The sequence below is a fragment of the Periweissella fabaria genome, assembly GCF_918814575.1.
Lineage (GTDB): Bacteria > Bacillota > Bacilli > Lactobacillales > Lactobacillaceae > Periweissella > Periweissella fabaria.
The window spans coordinates 44,252-63,485 of the sequence record NZ_CAKKNS010000001.1 but is presented as its reverse complement, the minus strand read 5'-3'; the positions used below and the strand labels follow the sequence as shown (position 1 = coordinate 63,485).

20 protein-coding genes are annotated in these 19,234 nt (G+C 39.0%); 3 read left to right on the top strand and 17 right to left on the bottom strand.

What is annotated here, in order from left to right:
- Positions 1 to 47: 47 nt before the first annotated feature.
- Genes LQZ75_RS00330 through LQZ75_RS00305 form a run of 6 tightly spaced genes read right to left on the bottom strand, consistent with a single transcriptional unit; the run spans position 48 to position 6,013 of the window.
- A complete protein-coding gene (locus LQZ75_RS00330) occupies positions 48 to 2,531 on the bottom strand; it encodes a carbamoyl phosphate synthase preATP-grasp domain-containing protein (RefSeq protein WP_230095852.1) in 2,484 nt (827 codons plus the stop codon).
- 2 nt (positions 2,532 to 2,533) lie between these two features.
- On the bottom strand, positions 2,534 to 3,610 hold the full coding sequence (locus LQZ75_RS00325) for a carbamoyl phosphate synthase small subunit (protein ID WP_230095851.1): 1,077 nt from the start codon (positions 3,608 to 3,610) through the stop codon (positions 2,534 to 2,536).
- A gap of 34 nt (positions 3,611 to 3,644) precedes the next feature.
- Positions 3,645 to 4,157: a bifunctional pyr operon transcriptional regulator/uracil phosphoribosyltransferase PyrR gene (gene pyrR / locus LQZ75_RS00320; RefSeq protein WP_230095850.1), complete on the bottom strand. Its 513-nt coding sequence runs from the start codon at positions 4,155 to 4,157 to the stop codon at positions 3,645 to 3,647.
- A 50-nt stretch (positions 4,158 to 4,207) separates the two neighbouring features.
- Positions 4,208 to 5,137 (bottom strand): RluA family pseudouridine synthase, encoded by a 930-nt coding sequence (locus LQZ75_RS00315; RefSeq protein WP_230095849.1) that lies wholly within the window; start codon positions 5,135 to 5,137, stop codon positions 4,208 to 4,210.
- Positions 5,137 to 5,610: a signal peptidase II gene (lspA, locus tag LQZ75_RS00310; protein WP_230095848.1), complete on the bottom strand. Its 474-nt coding sequence runs from the start codon at positions 5,608 to 5,610 to the stop codon at positions 5,137 to 5,139. The genes LQZ75_RS00315 and lspA overlap by 1 nt, the downstream gene beginning before the upstream one ends.
- 7 nt (positions 5,611 to 5,617) lie before the next feature.
- Positions 5,618 to 6,013, bottom strand: a complete 396-nt coding sequence (locus LQZ75_RS00305) for an EbsA family protein (RefSeq protein WP_230095847.1) — start codon at positions 6,011 to 6,013, stop codon at positions 5,618 to 5,620.
- A 27-nt stretch (positions 6,014 to 6,040) separates the two neighbouring features.
- Between LQZ75_RS00305 and LQZ75_RS00300 the strand changes: the two genes are divergently transcribed.
- Entirely contained in the window at positions 6,041 to 6,430 is a 390-nt protein-coding gene (locus LQZ75_RS00300) for a ribonuclease HI family protein (protein WP_230095846.1), read from the top strand.
- On the opposite strand, the gene LQZ75_RS00295 is transcribed toward LQZ75_RS00300, so the two are convergent.
- Together LQZ75_RS00295 and LQZ75_RS00290 are read right to left on the bottom strand one after the other, a co-directional pair.
- Positions 6,427 to 7,506: an NAD(P)/FAD-dependent oxidoreductase gene (locus LQZ75_RS00295; protein WP_230095845.1), complete on the bottom strand. Its 1,080-nt coding sequence runs from the start codon at positions 7,504 to 7,506 to the stop codon at positions 6,427 to 6,429. The two genes, LQZ75_RS00300 and LQZ75_RS00295, sit on opposite strands and share 4 nt — an antisense overlap.
- Before the next feature lie 124 nt (positions 7,507 to 7,630).
- Positions 7,631 to 8,236: a nitroreductase family protein gene (locus LQZ75_RS00290; RefSeq protein ID WP_230095844.1), complete on the bottom strand. Its 606-nt coding sequence runs from the start codon at positions 8,234 to 8,236 to the stop codon at positions 7,631 to 7,633.
- Between the two features lie 254 nt (positions 8,237 to 8,490).
- Between LQZ75_RS00290 and LQZ75_RS00285 the strand changes: the two genes are divergently transcribed.
- Positions 8,491 to 8,655 carry a hypothetical protein gene (locus LQZ75_RS00285; protein WP_230095843.1) on the top strand — a complete coding sequence of 55 codons (165 nt, stop codon included), beginning with the start codon at positions 8,491 to 8,493 and terminating at the stop codon, positions 8,653 to 8,655.
- Between the two features lie 48 nt (positions 8,656 to 8,703).
- Here the strand turns inward: LQZ75_RS00285 and pnuC are convergent, their stop codons facing one another.
- The 6 genes from pnuC to ccpA all read right to left on the bottom strand — a co-directional run bounded on the left by pnuC (position 8,704) and on the right by ccpA (position 14,572).
- The gene (gene pnuC / locus LQZ75_RS00280; RefSeq protein WP_230095842.1) at positions 8,704 to 9,429 is read right to left on the bottom strand and encodes a nicotinamide riboside transporter PnuC; all 726 of its coding nucleotides are present in this window, start codon (positions 9,427 to 9,429) and stop codon (positions 8,704 to 8,706) included.
- Between the two features lie 179 nt (positions 9,430 to 9,608).
- Positions 9,609 to 11,447, bottom strand: a complete 1,839-nt coding sequence (typA, locus tag LQZ75_RS00275) for a translational GTPase TypA (RefSeq protein ID WP_230095841.1) — start codon at positions 11,445 to 11,447, stop codon at positions 9,609 to 9,611.
- A gap of 96 nt (positions 11,448 to 11,543) precedes the next feature.
- Positions 11,544 to 12,326, bottom strand: a complete 783-nt coding sequence (locus LQZ75_RS00270) for an inositol monophosphatase family protein (RefSeq protein ID WP_230095840.1) — start codon at positions 12,324 to 12,326, stop codon at positions 11,544 to 11,546.
- A 16-nt stretch (positions 12,327 to 12,342) separates the two neighbouring features.
- Positions 12,343 to 12,630: a UPF0223 family protein gene (locus LQZ75_RS00265; protein WP_230095839.1), complete on the bottom strand. Its 288-nt coding sequence runs from the start codon at positions 12,628 to 12,630 to the stop codon at positions 12,343 to 12,345.
- 105 nt (positions 12,631 to 12,735) lie between these two features.
- Positions 12,736 to 13,458 carry a YebC/PmpR family DNA-binding transcriptional regulator gene (locus LQZ75_RS00260; RefSeq protein WP_230095838.1) on the bottom strand — a complete coding sequence of 241 codons (723 nt, stop codon included), beginning with the start codon at positions 13,456 to 13,458 and terminating at the stop codon, positions 12,736 to 12,738.
- Between the two features lie 112 nt (positions 13,459 to 13,570).
- Positions 13,571 to 14,572 (bottom strand): catabolite control protein A, encoded by a 1,002-nt coding sequence (ccpA, locus tag LQZ75_RS00255; RefSeq protein ID WP_230095837.1) that lies wholly within the window; start codon positions 14,570 to 14,572, stop codon positions 13,571 to 13,573.
- A gap of 199 nt (positions 14,573 to 14,771) precedes the next feature.
- Here ccpA and LQZ75_RS00250 point away from each other — a divergent pair, with 199 nt between their 5' ends.
- Positions 14,772 to 15,875 (top strand): M24 family metallopeptidase, encoded by a 1,104-nt coding sequence (locus tag LQZ75_RS00250; protein ID WP_230095836.1) that lies wholly within the window; start codon positions 14,772 to 14,774, stop codon positions 15,873 to 15,875.
- Between the two features lie 90 nt (positions 15,876 to 15,965).
- On the opposite strand, the gene LQZ75_RS00245 is transcribed toward LQZ75_RS00250, so the two are convergent.
- From LQZ75_RS00245 to LQZ75_RS00235, 3 genes are read right to left on the bottom strand one after another with little or no spacing between them, the layout of a single operon-like run.
- Positions 15,966 to 16,460 carry a dihydrofolate reductase gene (locus tag LQZ75_RS00245; protein WP_230095835.1) on the bottom strand — a complete coding sequence of 165 codons (495 nt, stop codon included), beginning with the start codon at positions 16,458 to 16,460 and terminating at the stop codon, positions 15,966 to 15,968.
- A 15-nt stretch (positions 16,461 to 16,475) separates the two neighbouring features.
- Positions 16,476 to 17,315 (bottom strand): thymidylate synthase, encoded by an 840-nt coding sequence (locus tag LQZ75_RS00240; RefSeq protein WP_230095834.1) that lies wholly within the window; start codon positions 17,313 to 17,315, stop codon positions 16,476 to 16,478.
- Positions 17,316 to 17,341: 26 nt separating this feature from the next.
- Positions 17,342 to 19,234 carry an ABC-F family ATP-binding cassette domain-containing protein gene (locus LQZ75_RS00235; protein ID WP_230095833.1) on the bottom strand — a complete coding sequence of 631 codons (1,893 nt, stop codon included), beginning with the start codon at positions 19,232 to 19,234 and terminating at the stop codon, positions 17,342 to 17,344.

Here is a 19,234-nt window from a genome sequence, read left to right as displayed (position 1 = left end):
TATTATACCAAAAATAGCGTGCTATTAAAAGTAATGTTTTAATTAGTTTATTTGATTAAATGCATTGCGACACCCATTTCAAACTGGGTCGAATCTAGCTCACCTGCTGGCTGCAAATGTTGGAAGAAATCTGTATTATTACTAACCATTTCCGCTACTTGATGTTTAAAATTAACATCTGGTAAACGCGCAAGTAATACTTTGTCAGCGTCGGTTTGACAGCCTAAAATATTACGAATCATTAACCGAATCCAATTAATACCCGTTACTTTGTTTAAAAAGGCAATCTGTCCAAATGGTACTGGTCGGAGTTGATACTCGCCTAAATCAGTACTTAAAGGTAACTGATTCGTTATTAATTGATATAGCCCCGGCGAGGTATCCCGCAATTGTAATTTAGGAATTTTTTGTTGATAAATTTGTGTATATACATTTTTATCAAACATCAGCTTACCAGTTACATGTTCAGTAATCGTAATTGGATGAACATCGGTGCCATCGAAATAGTAGTTAATAGCAAATTCTCGTTCATCATGTTGCGGACCAGGAGCTGTATACTTATCCTTTGGAATCACACATACATGCACATTACGTTCTCGCAAGGCTGCGATTAACTTAATCCGATTACCTGGTACTAATACAAACGCCGGCTGTTCTAATTCCACAACGTTCATAATATCTGAAATTTCCAGCGGTTCAATATATTGTTTATCGGCAAATTGAATCATCAAAGTTAAATCATTAGGATTATTGTTAATAATGATTGATTGAAAGCCATTAGCACGAATTTCGTCCAAAATAGTTGATGTTACATAGGAACCACTTGCACCATCGCCTAATCGGAAAGCGCCGGTTCCAACAACGAGCACCGACTTATCACCGAGGCGCTCTGATTCATTTTCTTGTTCAAAGGTACTGTAATATACCGTCACATCTTCGGGAAATTCGCCAGCTGATGGTTCAATGGCTTTGAATGTTGGCTGTAAATCATTATTTTTAGCCAATTGGCGCACATCATCAAAATCTTGATTCCATAACTTGGCAATTAAACCATCTGAGAGTCCATAATACTTAGCGTCTTGGAGTAATGCTAAATCACCTGGATTACGCTTAACCGCCCGCTCTAATTCCATGATATTTTGTAACTTGTAGAAATAGTATTCGTCAATTTTTGTTAATTCAGCTAATTCATCAATTGTATATCCACGCCGCAACGCTTCAATCAATAATAAAATTCGATTATCACGGGGGTGGATTAATTGCTGGATTAAATCATTTTCGGGTAAGGCACTCATTAGATCTGGTGAAAATACCCGGTTACTGAAATGAGCTGCTCGAATTGCTTTTTCAAGGGCTTCTTCAATTGAACGGCCAATCCCAATTGTCGAACCCGCTGATTTTTGCATCGTATTTAACCGCCGATTGACTTTAATACCAGCGTTTTCAATTTCACCAAAAGCAAATACCGGAAACTTAACGACAATTCGATCCATAACTGGTTCAATGATCGCCATTTTCTTTGCAAAATTATTTGGTAACACAATCCGCGTTAAATTAATATTCACACACACATGCGCCGCTACGATTGCTAACGGATAACCCGTTGAACGTGACACAAGCGTACTGGTTGAATCAAAATATGGACTAACTTTAATAATATAATATCTATCAGTTCGGGGATCTAATGCAAATTGAATATGGGCTGTCCCAACAATATCTAGCCCCCGCATAATCCGAAAAGCCGCCATTCGTAAGCGCTGAAATTCCCGATCACTTAGTGTTTGTACAGGGGTTACTAGAATGGAATCAGCGGCGTGAATGCCAACTGGATCCATATCTTCAACCGCCCCAATTAGCATATTAACATCGTGATGATCGCGCATCACTTGGACGCCAACTTCACGAAGACCATTAATCCCTTGTGAAATAACCACTTGCTTAATACGACTTTGCTTTAAAGCAATTTTTAGAACTAAATCTAATGTTTCTGAATCCTCTGCCGTATGCCGACTAGCCTCAAACTTTGGTGCCATTGGTTTGATATTAACCGGAAAACCAATTTCACGGGCAATATCAAATGCCGCTTCAACACTATTTACCACTTGTGAAGAAATAACTGGTTCACCTATTTGACGTAAGCGCTTCGCTAAGAGGGCCGGATTATTAACCATATTAACTGTATCTAAGCTCATCCCCAAAATTTCTAGATTAGGATAATCAAATTGAGCAAATAAATCACCGAGCACCTGAAAGGCAGTTGTCCCACCAACCGCTGGGTATACTGCATCGGGTTGTTCAAATTCAATAATATTGCGCACATTTTCAACAGTAATTGGTTGAATATAGGTTGTTGCATGTGAATCTTCTAAACTTAATGAATAAGGATTATCATCAATTAAAATGGTTGCAATCCCTAAGTCAGCAAAAGTATGCATAACTTGGTGCGTAGCGACGTCAAGTTCTGACTCACGGCCAAAATCATTGGCGCCACCACCAATTAAGAGGACTTTTTTAAGCGCTTTTTTTGCCATAGTTAAAACCTATCCTTTGTCTCCATCATATCAAAAAATTCATCAATTACAGTTGTACCTTCTAATGGTCCTGGTGCTGAATCAGGGAAAAAGGCAACTGAAAAGGCCGGATAATCACGATGGCGTAGTCCTTGAATTGAATCATCAATCAAATCTAAATGTGTCACAATTAACTGATCATGATTAATTGAAGCAGGATCAATTGCATACCCAGCCCCTTGTGGTACGTATAAAACGGCATTGGTAATAACTTCTTTCACCGGGTGATTCGTACCATGATGTTCAAATGGTAATTGAATTAACTGGGCATTATTAGCCAAGGCAAAAATTTCATGCCCTAAACCAATCCCCAGTAATGGCACACGGGTTTGTAATTCACGCATTAGTTCAATCACTGAAGCAGGTAAATCACGTGGATCACCTGGACCCGTTGAAAAAATTACCCCGTCGGGATCTAAACTCAAGACAGCTTCAGCATCCGTTTTGTAAGGCAAGACCGTTACATCAGCATCACGTTGACTTAATTGGCGTAAAATACCATGTTTTAAACCAAAGTCAATCACAACTACCGTGCTTCCTGTACCGGGATTAGGATATGCTCTAGGTGTTGCAACGGCAGCTACTTGTTGATTGGTTAACACCGTTGCATTTAATTGATCAAAAGCATGTTCATCTGGAAAATCAACAATACTAGCCTTTTGGGGACCAGTCTTACGAAGATGCCGAATTAATGCGCGCGTATCCAACCCAGCAATACCAGGAATATTATGATAGTCAAGATATTCATTAAGATTCATTCTTTTTTGCCGATTAGTTGAAACTTCGGCAACATCTCGGACAATCACACCTTTAGCGGTCGGCATAATTGATTCATATGCATCGTGATTAATACCACCCGCACCAATTGTTGGGGCACCAAAAACGATGATTTGATTATGATAAATTTGATTCGTGATAATTTCTTGGTAGCCAGTCATAGCAGTATTGAAGACAATATGGCCAAAAGTTGTTGCACGCGAGCCAAAGCCCTCACCTTCAAAAATACTGCCATCAGCTAAAATTAAATAGCGTTTGCTCACCTTACCATGCTCCTTTCAAGAATCGATGTCTTCCTTAACCAATACTTACTTCATCAATTCCATCAATTTCTTCCACATTAACGCGAATTCGTTCGTTTTGAGCCGTTGGAATATTTTTACCAACAAAATCAGCCCGAATTGGTAATTCACGGTGCCCCCGATCAACTAAAACGGCTAAGTTAATGCTTGCTGGTCGGCCATTATCCATGATTGCATCCATTGCTGCACGAATTGTCCGGCCAGTGTAAAGCACGTCATCCACTAAGACAACGCGTTTATTAGTAACATCCACACCAAGATTAATCTTTTCACGATCATTAATATCGGCGTCATCACGATACCAAGAAATATCTAATTCACCAACTGGAATGGTAGTATTTTCAAGCTGTTGTAATCGCTCAGCAATTCGCCGAGCTAAGTAAACCCCTCGCGTTTTGATTCCAACTAGGACTAATTCATTTATCCCTCGATTACGTTCAATAATTTCATACGTAATTCGTGTTAAAGCCCGTTGCATAGCCATTGCATCAATAATTTCTTTTGTCATTTTTATTTCCTCATTATTTATAACCTAGTCGTTTAATTACACCCAACCGACTAGCAATTATTTATATCAAAATCTAAATCATCTTCAAGTGGCGTCAACTTATTGAGCGCATCTTTGAAGTACCCTGGTAGTTGCGTCTCAAATACTAGTTCTTTCCCCGTTGTTGGTTGTGTCAATCCTAGTGTTTTAGCATGTAGGTACTGCCCATTACCTGCCAACGTCTTTCGTGGACCATAGAGCGGATCACCAGCAACCGGATGTCCAATATACGCCATGTGGACCCGAATTTGGTGTGTCCGACCAGTTTCTAAGACCGCTTTAACGAGTGTAAAGCCATCAAAGTGCTTCAAAACAGTAAAATGCGTCACTGCATCACGGCCATCTTTCACAGCCGCCTGCTTCTTCCGGTCACTCATTGAACGCCCTAAAGGAACATTAATAGTCCCTTGATGTTCGTTAATTGTACCGTGCACTAATGCATAGTATTCACGTAAATTCTTCTTAGCTTTTAATTGTGCTTGCAATGCTTGGTGTGCATGGTCATTTTTAGCAACCATCAATAAACCAGAAGTATCCTTATCAATACGGTGGACAATTCCAGGCCGAAAGGTCCCATTAATTGTTGAAAGTGGTGAATGATGTAATAACGCATTCACTAGTGTCCCATTGCTATGACCAGCGGCCGGGTGGACAACCATTCCTTGGGGCTTATTAACTACAATGACATCATCATCTTCATAGACAATATCCAACGGAATATCTTCGGCAACTAAATCTAATTCAACCGGTGCTGGTGGATTAATATCAACAACATCCCCAGTTTTTACACTATATTTAGCTTTAACCGTTTTTCCATTAACCGTCACCAAGTCTTTTTTAATCCAATCATTTAATTGTGAACGAGTATATTCACTAAAATGATCACCCAAAACCTTATCTAAACGGCCTGTTTCATCTGTAACTGTAAATGTTTCTGTCATTAATTTAAATCCTTATCTCGTAAAATTGCTACAAAGAGGAAAATCACCCCAAATGTAAGTGCCATGTCGGCGATGTTAAAAATCGGGAAGTTAATAAATTTAAGATCAAACATATCAACAACGTATCCTTGGCGGGCTCGATCAAAAAAATTACCAAGCGTTCCAGCAAAAATTAACGCCAATGATGATTGTAATAATCGTTGGCCCCGCATTTTAATATATGTGTACATAATCGCTAAAATCGCAATAATCGTCACAATCCAAAAGAACCATTGTTGCCCCGCAAAAAAACTCCAAGCGGCGCCATTATTAAAAAGTTTCGTAATATTTACAACCCCTGGAATTAAAGGACGTTCAACAAGGTTATTACCGTGAATTCCTAAATTAGTCCCTTGAATGTATGCTTTTAATACTTGATCAGCGATAATAACCACTAAAACGAGCACTGCATCGAGTGTCAATTGTTTTTTCATAATTAAGTTAGTTCCTTTCAAGGTCGTGACCAGCAACAATGGCCTTGACTTGGTCGAAAAATTTAGTTTGGAGTAAATAGCTATGTTCTTGGCCATTTTTAGTAAATGTAAAACGGTGTTTCTTACCAAATGAAACAGCTTCTAAGTTCGCTAAATCAATACTATCGTAATGATAGAAAATGCGACCGATATATAATCGATCATCAATTAAATAGACACGCCGGCGTAAAATACTTAAGATTAAAGCAACAATAAAAATAATTAATGTTACACCAGTCCAAAAATTAAAGTGGGTAATTTCAAGTTGAATAATTAATGAAATTAAGCCGACTGCTGCGACCCAACTCCAAGAAATTATCCACATTAAGCCACTAGGTTGGTAAAATGATTTTACAGGTTTCAATTAAATCACCTCGAGGTTAAATTTTTTATGATTAAAATATATACAGACGCCGCTACTAAAGGCAATCCCGGTCCCAGTGCTGCCGGGGTATTACTAGTAGTCGACGGTGAACAACGACAATTAAAGCATTTTTTAGGGACTCTTTCCAACCATGAGGCTGAATTTGCAGCGACTTTGTTTGCCTTTCAACAATTACCAAAGTATGCCCGCCCCAATGAAACAATTTTTTTCTTCACCGATAGTAAAATCGTTGATCAAAGCCTAGCAACTAATTATGCTAAGCATTTTCAAAATTATGTTGATCAAATCAATACCATCCAAGACCAATTTCCTTTAGTTGTTAGTCAATGGATCCCAGAACGGATGAATCAAGGAGCTCACAACTTAGCCCTCCAAGCGTTACATGCGCAAATTTAATTTATATACTCAGTAATGGGCTTAGTATATGCGCTAAGCTCAATCTTTGAATCGATAATTAATGCTGCTAAGAGTTTGGCAATCGCCGGCCCTGTTGTTAAACCAGAGGAGCCTAAGCCACTGGCAGCATAAATATGCTTAAAGTCCGGTAATTGGCCAAAAAACGGAGCAAAATCAGGGGTATAAGCACGGGTACCAACTCGAACACTAGTCGGGGCTACATTAGCTAGTTGAGGATTAATTTTGCCAGCACTGGCTCTTAGATTATTAATGATAGTGTTATCAACTGTTAAATCAAATCCTTGATCGTCTTCGTGGCTAGCACCGACAATAACGCCATTTACAATTGGCAGATAATCATATTCCCCTTCTGGCATTAAAACTGGGGTGTTGATTGATAAGGCCGGTGTTTGATAGCTTATTAATTGCCCTTTTTGGGGCCGTACGCTCGTTGTCAGTCCTAATGGTGCAATTGCTTCAGCTAACCAAGCCCCCGTTGCTAGGACAATTTTGTCAAATACTGGGTAACCATCAATTTGACCGGTAGCGGTTAAATTAACTTTTTCATGTATTATTTTTAAACCCAGAAATGCCGTCAGTTCTTGTAAAAAAATAGTCCCATCAATTTGAGCCCCACCAGTGACTAGTATCCCAGCAGCCGGTGTTTTAACCCCTGGAATGTAAGTTTCTATCTCTGAAGGCTTTAACTGCTCAACCGCTTGCATAGTTGGTGTATCAGCTAATCGCTGCAGCGCTAATTCATATAAAGCGGCTAATTTTTCAGAATCATGCCGGGTCACAATTGTGCCATTTTGGCGATATGCCCCACTACTTAAATGAGCGGTTGCGACAATCTCAGAATATAATTGGGCCCCTAACTTTGCCAATGTATACCATCGCTTATTACGCCGCTTAGATAGCCACGGTGAAATAATTCCAGCTGCTGCTTTCGTTGCTTGACCGGTTCCATCATCAAAAAGGGTGATATTATCAAAGCCACTTTGCTTTAAATAATAAGCGGTTGTCAACCCTACGATTCCCCCGCCAATAATAGCAATTCGTACTTGTGAAGTCATCCCATTTCTCCCTTTCAAATGATTTTAACCATTAACATTAATTATACCAAAGTCTGCGGTGCTTTTAAGCAATAAAAAAATCGTTACTAAGCAATAGTAACGATTTTTTAATTAACTTATTCAATTACTTACCAAGAACACGGAAACGTTCGTCTTCAGCAACAAATTCTTTTTCGCCAGCAGGAGCTTCAATTGATCCAAGAACCAATTGTGAGCGTAAACGCCATTCAGCTGGAATATCAAATTCAGCTGAAACTTCAGCATCAACGATTGGGTTGTAGTGTTGTAATGAAGCACCAAGACCAGCTTCAGTTAATGCTAACCAAGTAGCGTAGTTCGCAATTCCCATTCCTTGTTCTGACCAGTCGTAGAAGTTGTCAGCGTAAAGTGGTGCCAGTTCTTCAAATTGCTTAACAACAGCAGTTTCAGTGAAGAACAAGACAGTAGCGTAACCAGCTTTAAAGCTATCGATTTTAGCCTTAGTTGCTGCAAGGGCTTCTTCGCCTTCAACAATTGTGCTCAACTTGTCGAATACGATGTTCCAGAAAGCATCGTGCTTATCGTTAAACAAGATAACGGCACGTGTAGTTTGGTTATTAAAAGCAGTTGGAGCTTGCTTAACAGCTTCCTTAATAAGTGCTTCTAATTGGTCGTTTGAAAGGTTAACGTTTTTTCCAAGAGCGTAAATAGTACGACGTTGGGCAGCTAATTCTAAAAATGATTCTGTCATAGTTTTTTCTCCAATAATTTTTAATTTATTTCTCTTAACAAAAAGTAAGTATACACGCTATCAAAAAGTAAGTAAAGCATTTTATGTAAATTAATTGAATTTCTTTTTTTAATTGACATCATTTGCAAATTAAAAACTTACGTAATTCTAATTATATTCCTATCCTACTCACAGGCAAAAAATTATGCTTACCGTTATACTTATTATAGTTAATAAATTCAAATATCGGTCTTAAGAAAGGAATAAAAATAATCATGTTCAACAACAAATTACAAGTATACGGTCCAAAAATGTCAGTTGGTTCAATCGTCGATCCATCACAATTTGCCCGCGTTAGTGCCGAAAAAAACTTCCTTTACCACAACTCAATTGTTAAACCAGCTCGTCGTAGCAGTTTCTTCAAGTTTTTTTCAAAATAATTAAATAATCAAAAAGCCGCCTGCTTATGCGGGCGGCTTTTTGATTATTTATTTTCCAGCACCGCCTTCATTGTCAGCCGCTCCTGTCGCCCAAACACGACTCGCATATACTGCATTAAATAATAACGCAAACTGTAACGTTACTTGCGAAATATTCGCTCCTAATGAACCAATATCATTGTGTCCAGTGACTGTTTGGACCGTCAAAATAACCCAGTAGATGAAATTGGCTATATTAACGACAATCCATAATGACCAATTTTCTTGAAATTTTAAAATATACAGAATTTGCGCAATGAAACTAACCACGAAATTAATTGAATCCAAATATGGGAGTTGTCCATGAAGCATCGCCAAAATGAACCAGCCAACGCCCCAAGCAATAAAAGCACCCCCAAAAACGAACTGCCTTTTTGCCTTACTAAATGCATGGGTTGCCGCATCATTCCCCCATAGATACCAGCCAATCGGTTGTGAAATCACATAGAAAATATCAATCGCAAACGAACCATAAGCATGCGAAATCCACGCCACATATGTCATCGCTACACATTGAACAAAACCAAAGATAAACGATATTTTCCGCCCCTTCATCCCATAAACCAAGCAAATAACACCAGCTACTCCCGAAATCATCCCAATTAAGGAATCAGGAACAATTACATAAGCAATAATTTGTAGTAAAATCAATGCGCTAATATATATCACTTCAAATCTTTTCCAATTCGTAAATAGTTGATTATACCACCAACCATGCTTATTTATTGTTTGCATAAAAAATCCCCCCTTTTTACGATCAAACTATTACTTATTCCCATCAAAATCAGCTTTATTATAAGCCTTTTTAGTTTTTAAAGATATTTAAAATATACAAAAAAGCCCGTCGAAAATGAAATTCATTTTCGACGGGCTTTTTAATTGTAAATTTCAAGCTAAACTAACTAAGGTTAAAATTAACCTTGAGTCTTTTTACGCTTAGCAGCGCGTTCACGTTCGTTAGTGTTCAAGATTTGCTTACGCAAACGAACGTTTTCTGGTGTTACTTCTACGTATTCATCATCGTTCAAGAATTCAAGAGAATCTTCAAGAGTCATCACACGAGGAGTCTTGATTGATGCAGTTTGGTCCTTGTTTGATGAACGAACGTTTGATTGTGGCTTAGCCTTAGTAACGTTAACTGAGATATCGTTATCACGTGAGTTCATACCAACAATCATACCTTCGTACACTTCAACACCGGCACCAGTAAACATAGTACCACGGTCTTCAACACCCATGATAGCGTAGTTAGTAGTTGAACCTTGAGTGATTGAAACCAAAGCACCGTTGTGACGACCAGGTGCCCAGTTCTTGATAACTGGACCGTATGAATCGTAAGTGTGGTTAAAGATACCGTACCCACGAGTCAATGAAAGGAATTCAGTTGAGTAACCGATCAAACCACGTGAAGGTGCAAGGAAAGTCAAACGAGTTTGGCCGTTACCTACAGATTCCATGTTTTGCATTTCACCCTTACGTTGTGAAAGTGAATCGATAACTGAACCAGTGTATTCGTCAGGAGTGTCAATTTGAACTGCTTCAAATGGTTCTGACATTACACCGTCAACTTCACGGAAGATAACTTGTGGACGTGATGCTTGCAATTCGAAACCTTCACGACGAAGAGTTTCAATCAAGATTGACAAGTGCAATTCACCACGACCTGAAACAAGCCATGTACCAGCTTCATCAGTGTCTTCAACACGTAATGAAACGTCAGTGTGCAATTCGCGACGCAAACGGTCTTCCAATTGACGGGCAGTAACGAACTTACCTTCACGACCAGCAAATGGTGAGTTGTTAGTACGGAAAGTCATTTGAAGAGTTGGTTCGTCAATCCGCAAGATTGGCAATGCTTCTAAGTTAGTAGGAGCAACAACAGTTTCCCCAACGTTAATTTCATCCATACCAGCAACGGCAATCAAGTCACCAGCTTTAGCTGATTCGATTTCAACACGGTCCAAACCGATGAAACCAAATAACTTAGTAACACGGAAAGATGGTGTTGAACCATCAAGCTTCATAACAGAAACGTTATCACCGATGCTGATTGAACCACGAACAACACGACCAATACCAATACGACCAACGAAATCGTTGTAATCAAGCATTGAAACTTGGAATTGTAATGGTTCTGTTGCGTTGTCTTCAGGAGCTGGAATAGTTTCGAAAACTTTATCGAAAACAGGCTTCATAGTGTGTTCTTGAGTATCTAAGTCAGGATCCAATGATGAAGTTCCGTTCATTGCTGAAGCAAAGATAACTGGGAAATCAAGTTGATCTTCTTCGGCACCCAATTCAATGAATAAGTCAAGCACTTCGTCAACAACTTCTTCAGGACGTGAACCAGGACGGTCAATCTTGTTAACAACTACGATTGGTGTCAAGTTTTGTTCGAAGGCCTTCTTCAAAACAAAACGAGTTTGTGGCATTGTACCTTCAAAGGCATCAACAACCAAAAGCACACCATCAACCATTGACATGATACGTTCAACTTCACCACCGAAGTCCGCGTGTCCAGGTGTATCTAAGATGTTAATTTGACGATCCCCAACCTTAACGGCTGTGTTCTTTGAAAGGATAGTGATACCACGTTCCTTTTCAATGTCGTTTGTATCCATGGCACGGTCTGAGATTTCAGTCCGACCATCAAGTGTATCTGATTGCTTCAATAACTCGTTAACCAAAGTTGTTTTACCGTGGTCAACGTGGGCAATAATAGCAATGTTACGAATGTCTTCACGTTTTGCCAAAATTCTGTTCTCCTTAAAATAGATGTTCCATTTGATTTGTTGACGATATTTTTAATTTAAATCATTAAAAAATCGGGTTATTAGCCCGATCGTCAACTACGGCCGTTGCAGCTGCACAATTTGTGTGTGCGCACTCGCAGTCGCCGATAAAACTGTACTTGATAATAACATATCAATTTCGTTGCCGTCAATTGTTGTAAACAGTATTTTATTAGTTTCTAATAAAATTTTTGCTGCTGCAAAGTCCCAAGGCTTCATTTTTGACGCATATCCAACCGCTTTTCCTTCTAAAACTTTAATAAAGGAAATTCCAGCAGACCCAATTATACGCACTCCTGAGGACATTTTAGCAATCTCCTCAAAATGCATCTCACCTGCTAGCAAACGACTCGCACTGAGCTCAATAAGGCCGTCATTTAACGTAATATCGTCTGGAGCCGGCATTTCTTGGTCATTACACCAAACTCCGAGTTGTGGACCACCATGATAAATATTATTTTTAGTAACATCCATAATCCACCCTAAAATTGGTTGATTATCAATATAAAGAGCTACCATAATCGCAAAATCATCATGTTGCTTGACAAAGTTCATCGTGCCATCAATTGGATCAATAAACCAAACTGCCCCTTCCATCGATTTGACTTGTCCATGATCATTTTCTTCACCAATCACTTTAGCCGCCGGCATTAGATTGTTAATCTTGGCCCGTAACAATTGTTCAACCCCTTTGTCGACATTTGTTACTAAATCCAAGCGACTAGTTTTTTGTTCAACCTGCAAATCGGTTTGTAACCATTGATAAACTAACCCTCTTGCTTCGTGTAACCATGAATTAACCGTCGCATCAATTTCTTTTAACGTAGCCGTTTCCATCATTCTCCCTCAATTACTCTTACAAACTTAATTTTAACTTAGGACGGGTTGACTCACGGGCTGCTTTTATTGTCTGATAGATACTATAACCAGAAGCCGCTGCAAACTCGCGGTCTAATTGTTTTTCCTCAAATTTCATTGGTACAACGTTTTTAAAATCACGATACGCAGCCAATAATAATTCCCGATCGACACCAGTTTCATATGCATCAGCCACCAATGCATAAAAATTAGTGACTTTAATAATATCTTGCGTACTCCACGCTGCATCTAATGGCAAACTAAAATTTTCGTTACTCACCAGCATTCACATCCTTTATTTCTGATATTTTTAGTATACTTTGATTCACCTTATATTTACACAATTTAATCAAAATAAAAAGACGAACCAAAGTCCGTCTTTTTATTTTGATTAATCAGCTGAGTGGTAAACGGCTGAAACATCATCGTTGTCTTCAAGTTCTTCGATCATTGCTGCAAAAGTCGCAGTCTTATCATCTGGAACTTCAACAGTGTTTTGTGGGATCATTGTAACTTCATCTTGAGAAACTTCGTAACCTTGTTCAACAAGGGCATCACGAACTGCTTCAAAATCAGCAGGTTCAGTAATTACTTCGAAACCATCTTCAGTAGCCTTCATGTCTTCGGCACCAGCTTCAATAGCTGCTTCAAAGACAGTATCTTCATCCAAGTTTAAATCTTCATCATTAGCAATGAAGATGTAACCTTTACGGTCAAACATAAATGAAACTGAACCAGTCGTTCCAAGTGAACCACCGTGGTGTGTAAATGCTGAACGAACTGAAGCTGCCGTACGGTTACGGTTATCAGTCAAGGCTTCAACTAACACCGCAGTACCAGCAGGGCCATATCCTTCATAAGTAATTTCTTCATAGTTGGCACCACCAGCACCAGTGGCCTTATCCAATGCACGTTGCACATTATCTTTAGGCATGTTAGCTGCTTTGGCTTTTTCCATTACCAAACGAAGAGCTGGGTTACCATCTGGATCAGCACCACCGATTTTTGCTGCGGTATAAAGATCACGTGAGATCTTTTGGAAGACCTTACCACGTTTTGCATCTTGGGCGTTTTTACGACCTTGAATGTTGTGCCATTTTGAGTGTCCTGACATCTTCAGTACTCCTTTTTATTTTAATTTGTTTATTAGAAATCAACTTCCTTAACAGAGATAGTATACTCGTCTAATGTAGTGATATCAATATCTCAACCATATTTTTTTATTTTTATCGTGTTGTTTGGCGACTAATAATTCCATATGGTAAAGATAAATGTCCGTTTTCAATATTTTCTTTATCCATTAATTTTGTGAGCATCCGCATCGCAACCGCTCCCATATCATACATTGGAATGCTAATTGATGATAATTGTGGCCGCGTAATTTGGGTTAACTTCGTGTTAATGGCGGTAATAATTTCAAAATCCTCCGGTACATTGACACCACGGTCAGTTAATCCATTAAGGATCCCAGCTGCTAATTCATCTGCCCCAACAAAGGCGGCTGTAGCAGTCGTTGCGTATAACTCGTTGGCTAACTCAAAGCCGGCATTATAAGTATATTGGGCATCAAATACCATTGTTTCATCAAATGCAATTCCAGCTTCTTCCAAGGCTTCTTGGTAACCACGCAAGCGATATTTTTGATTAATCGCTTGTTGCATGTTACCTGGAATGAAAGCAATTTGGGTATGACCGTTTTTAATTAACTTAGTTACTGCATCCTTAGTTGCTGCTGTGTAGTCGATATTAACTGTTGGTATTTGATTAACTTCATCAACCCCACCTGCTAAAACAATTGGTACATTAGAATGGCTAAATTGGTTCCGTAATTGTTCCCGTAATCCATTACCCATATATACAATACCATCGACTTGTTTTGCTAATAAATTTTCTAAAACTTGTAATTCTTTTGTACCAGAGTCATCAGAATTGGCCAAAATAATGTTGTAATGATACATTGACGCTACATCATCAACCCCACGGGCTAGTTCAGAAAAGAACATATCGGTTACATCTGGAATGATGACGCCAACGGTTGTAGTTTTCTTTGACGCTAAGCCACGCGCAACAGCATTCGGACGGTAATCCAGACGATCAATCACTGCCAAAACTTTGTCTTTTGTCGCTTGTTTCACATTACTGTTGCCGTTCACAACCCGTGAAACTGTCGCCATTGAAACCCCTGCTTCGCGGGCAACATCATAAATTGTAACATTTTCTTTTTCCATACGTGTGCACCAAACCTCATATCACTTTTATTCCAAAAGCCTATTATAGCAAGTTTTCATTTGATTTTCATTTTAAATATAGTGTAACAAATAAAATAACCCTCTTGCAAGCGTTTACATTTTTATTTTTATTAATATTTTTTCATAGAAGTGCTATCATCATTGTAAGTAACTATTAACTCTAGAAATGAGGTCTCACATGGAATACACTCAATTAAATCAAATTCGTGACTGGTTAGGTCAAAATAAGGCTGAAGTTGCGTACTTTTCTAACTTTGAATCAATCCAATATTTAACTGGCTTTGGTTCTGATCCAATTGAACGGATTTTAGCGCTCTTCGTATTCCCTGAAGCCGAACCTTTTATTTTCTGCCCTGCTTTAGAAGTTGAAGTAGTCAAAGCAACTGGTTGGCCATACGGTGTTTACGGGTACCAAGACCACGAACAACCTTTTGCAATGATTGCCGAACACATCAAAGAACGGATTACAAATCCCATTAGCTGGGCCATTGAAAAACAAACATTAACCGTTGAACGGTTTGAAGCCAATCATGCTTTCTTCCCAAATGCGCAATTCAACTTAGACATGACCCCTTACATGCAAGCCATACGTTTAATCAAAACACCAGCTGAAATTGCACTGTTACACAAAGCCGGCCTTGATGCTGACTTTGCGATGGAAGTTGGTTTCAAAGCGGTTGCTGAAGGTAAAACAGAATTACAAGTTGCGGCCGAATTAGAATATCAATCTAAACTTCGCGGCGTTTCCGGTATGAGTTTTGATACATTAGTTCAAGCAGGAGCGCACGCAGCTGACCCTCATGGTGCCACTTCTGAAATTCAAATGCACCGTAATGAATTAGTTTTATTTGATCTCGGAACATTGTATCAAGGCTACATCTCAGACACTTCACGGACATTTGCATTTGGCAAACCTAACGCTAAAGCCCTTGAAGTCCACAATGTTGTCTTAGAAGCGCAATTAACGGCACAAGCGGCTGTTAAACCCGGAATTACTGCCGCGCAACTTGATAAAATTGCCCGTGATGTGATTACTAAAGCTGGTTATGGTGAATACTTCATCCACCGCCTCGGCCACGGAATGGGCACTAGTGAACACGAATATCCATCAATCATGGAAGGTAATGACCTCGAATTACAACCTGGGATGACTTTCTCAATTGAACCTGGGATTTACATTCCTGGTGAAGTTGGTGTCCGCATTGAAGATTGTGTCGTAGTGACTGAAAACGGTGCTGATGCCTTTACGCACTCACCTAAAGAACTTCGTTACATTGACTAATTAATTTTTAAATAATTATTAACCTACAAAACGCCCTGGAAAATAAATTTTCCAGGGCGTTTTGCTATTTTATTTACCAACTAGTAATCTTTACTTTCGCCGATAAATCTTAAAAGTATGCGGGATTGTGTTTCGTTCATCAAGGATACCAACACGTTCTTCAACTAATTGCCAAGTTGTTACATCAACTGGCGCCACTTGGGCATCACCACCTGGAACAGCTAAATCAACTTCTGTTACTGCTAACTCATCAGCATACGGCATAAATGAATCATAAATAGCAACACCACCAATAACTGATAAATCTAGTCCTTGCTCCACAGTTGCTGCTAATACTTCGGCGACGGAATGCATCACAACGAATCCAGCTGGTACAACAAAATTTTCATCATGTGTCAAAACAATATTTGTTCGTTGTGGTAAGGGCCGATTATTAAATGTTTTAAATGTATTGCGGCCCATTACAATTGGATGCCCGATGGTTTCTTGCTTAAAAAATGCTAAATCAGCGGGCAACCGCCATGGAATATTACCATCCTTAGCAATTACGTGGTCGTGTGCTTCTGCCCAAACCATATTTATCATTAATAATCTCCTTAATTAAATAGCCAATTCAAATTTCAATTGTGGTTTAACCGGTTGATAGTCTTCCAGTACAAAGTCTTCAGGTTTAATATCAAAGAAATTAGTCCCATCTGGAACATTTAACACTAATTTAGGAGCCACCTCACTAGGTGTCCGTTGCAAGAGCTCATTAGCCTGTTCAAATTGATTGTCATAAATGTGTAAGTTGTTAATGAAATAAAAGAACTTACCAACCTTCCACCCAAAGTGTTTGGCAATCATCATTTGCAATGCAACATATTGCATCGCATTAATATGATGCGCCACTAACATATCATTTGACCGTTGAATCAAAGTCGCATCAAGATAAATGTCATCCCCTACTCGCCGCACATCATACATACTTTGAAAAGCACATGGTTTCAAACCATCGGTAGCTGCTAAATCTTCGTACTGCCATAAATCAATAATATTACGGCGATTCCAAGGATTATCAGCCAAAGCATCTAATAAATTATTAATAATATTATGCTTGCGAACAGTGGCACCATAACGTTGCCCAATTGTTTGGCCATCATCAATTACCCAATCACGCCAGTATTTAACACCGTATTTATCTTCCAAGACATCTAAGCGATTTGTTTGATCTTGATAAATCCAAAAAATTTCTTTGATTGCTGCTTTAATTGGAATTGGCCGAAGGGTTGTAATTGGTAATTCACCATTACTAATATCGTATTCAGCAAAAGCCCCCGTAATATACTTACTATTAGCCGTTTTACCATCTTTATAATGTGGGCGAGCTTGCTCTGACATCACCCCATTATCTAAAATATTACGAATATTTTGTTTAAAAATCTTATCGGCTTTAGTCATGCCCAGTCTCTCCTCAATTATTCCATTTAATTTGCTAATTCTGATAAATATTCCCAACGTTCCATCATGGTTTCTAATGTGGCACTGGTTGTTTCAAGTTGACTTTGTAATTCTGATAACTTACCAAAGTCGGCCCCGTTGGCTTCCATTTGCGCTTCAATCTCAGCTTGTTGATTTTCCAACTTTTCAATATCAGCTTCAATCGTGCTCCATTCTTGTTTTTCTTTGTAGGTCATCTTTTTCTTAGCTGGTGCTGAAACATCCGCTTTAGCTGTTTGTTTTTCTGCTTTAGTAACATGCTTGGGGGCTGGATGTGCCTGTGCCAGTTGACTCGCTAAATAACTACTAAATAAACCAGTATATTGCTCAATGGCACCATTACCATCAAAAATAAGTAATTTATCGGCAACTTTATCCAAGAAGTAACGGTCGTGGGAAACGGTAATTACGGTTCCTTGGAAGTTGGCTAAGTAATCTTCTAACACCGTTAATGTCCCAATATCTAAATCATTAGTTGGTTCATCTAGGAATAATACATTTGGTCGAGACATTAATAACTTAAGCAAGAAGAGCCGCCGCTTTTCACCACCTGATAACTTACGAATTAAAGTTCCGTGCATGAAGCGTGGGAATAAAAATTGTTCTAACAATTCAGTCACACTGACATCATTACCATCGTTATCTTTAATTGTTTCAGCAACTTCACTCAAATACGCAATCATGCGCTTATCTTCAGGAATTGGTTCCATTTGTTGTGTATAAAAGGCTAATTTTACAGTTTCACCAATTTCAACAACCCCACTATCTAGCGGCACCCGTTGCGCCAATGCATTCAAGAACGTTGATTTACCAGCTCCATTGGCACCAGTTATTCCAATCCGTTGGTTAGCTTGAATTAAGTAGTTAAAATCACGCAAAATAACCTTATCACCGAATGCTAAGTTAGCATTTTCAACCGTAATAACTTTTTTACCTAACCGTTGTTGGCCTAAATTAACTTCAACATCTTGATCAAGTTGTAGGGTATTTCGTTTAGCCTCAATGTCCGCAAAGGCATTTTGACGAGCGGTTTGCTTAGTTGAACGGGCACGGGCTGATGTCTTCATCCATGCTAATTCTTTTTGATAGAGTTGCTCTTGTTTATGATCAGCGACAACTGCGGCAGCAACCCGTTCTGCTTTTTGCGCTACAAAATCAGCATAGTTACCTTGGTATTCGTAAATTTCACCAAATGACAATTCAAAAATTCGGGTTGCTACTTGATCAAGAAAATACCGATCGTGGGTAACTGTCAAGACAGCCCCTCTATAACTGGCTAAATATTTTTCCAGCCATGCGATTGAATCAAAATCCAAGTGGTTGGTCGGTTCATCAAGGATTAGTAAGTCGGGCTTTTGAATTAAAACTTGGGCTAAACCAACCCGTTTCTTTTGTCCCCCAGATAGCTTACCAACAACTTGATTTAAATCTGGTACGTGTAATTGCGTTAAAATCGTCTTAACTTCAGCTTCGGCTAACCAAGCATCTTCTTGATTCATGGCATCCTCAGCTTTAGTGTAACGTGCTAATAATTTTTCATCATTAGGATTAGCACTATAAGCACTCAAAGCCGCTTCGTAGTTCCGAATCGTTTGAAAGACAGGTTGACTCCCCGCAAAGGCTGCTTCCATGACGGTCAAACTTTCATCAAGTTCTGGTTGTTGCTTCAAGTAACTTACCCGATAATCGTTAGGTTTAATAATTTGACCTTGATCAGCAGAGTTCAAATCGGCAATTACATTCAGTAATGAGGTTTTTCCAGACCCATTAACCCCAATTAAGCCAATCCGATCGGTTTCATTAATTAAAAACGAAATATCTTTAAATAAAGTCTTTTCGCCATACACACTGGTAAGGCCTTCAACTCGTAATTGTTGCAT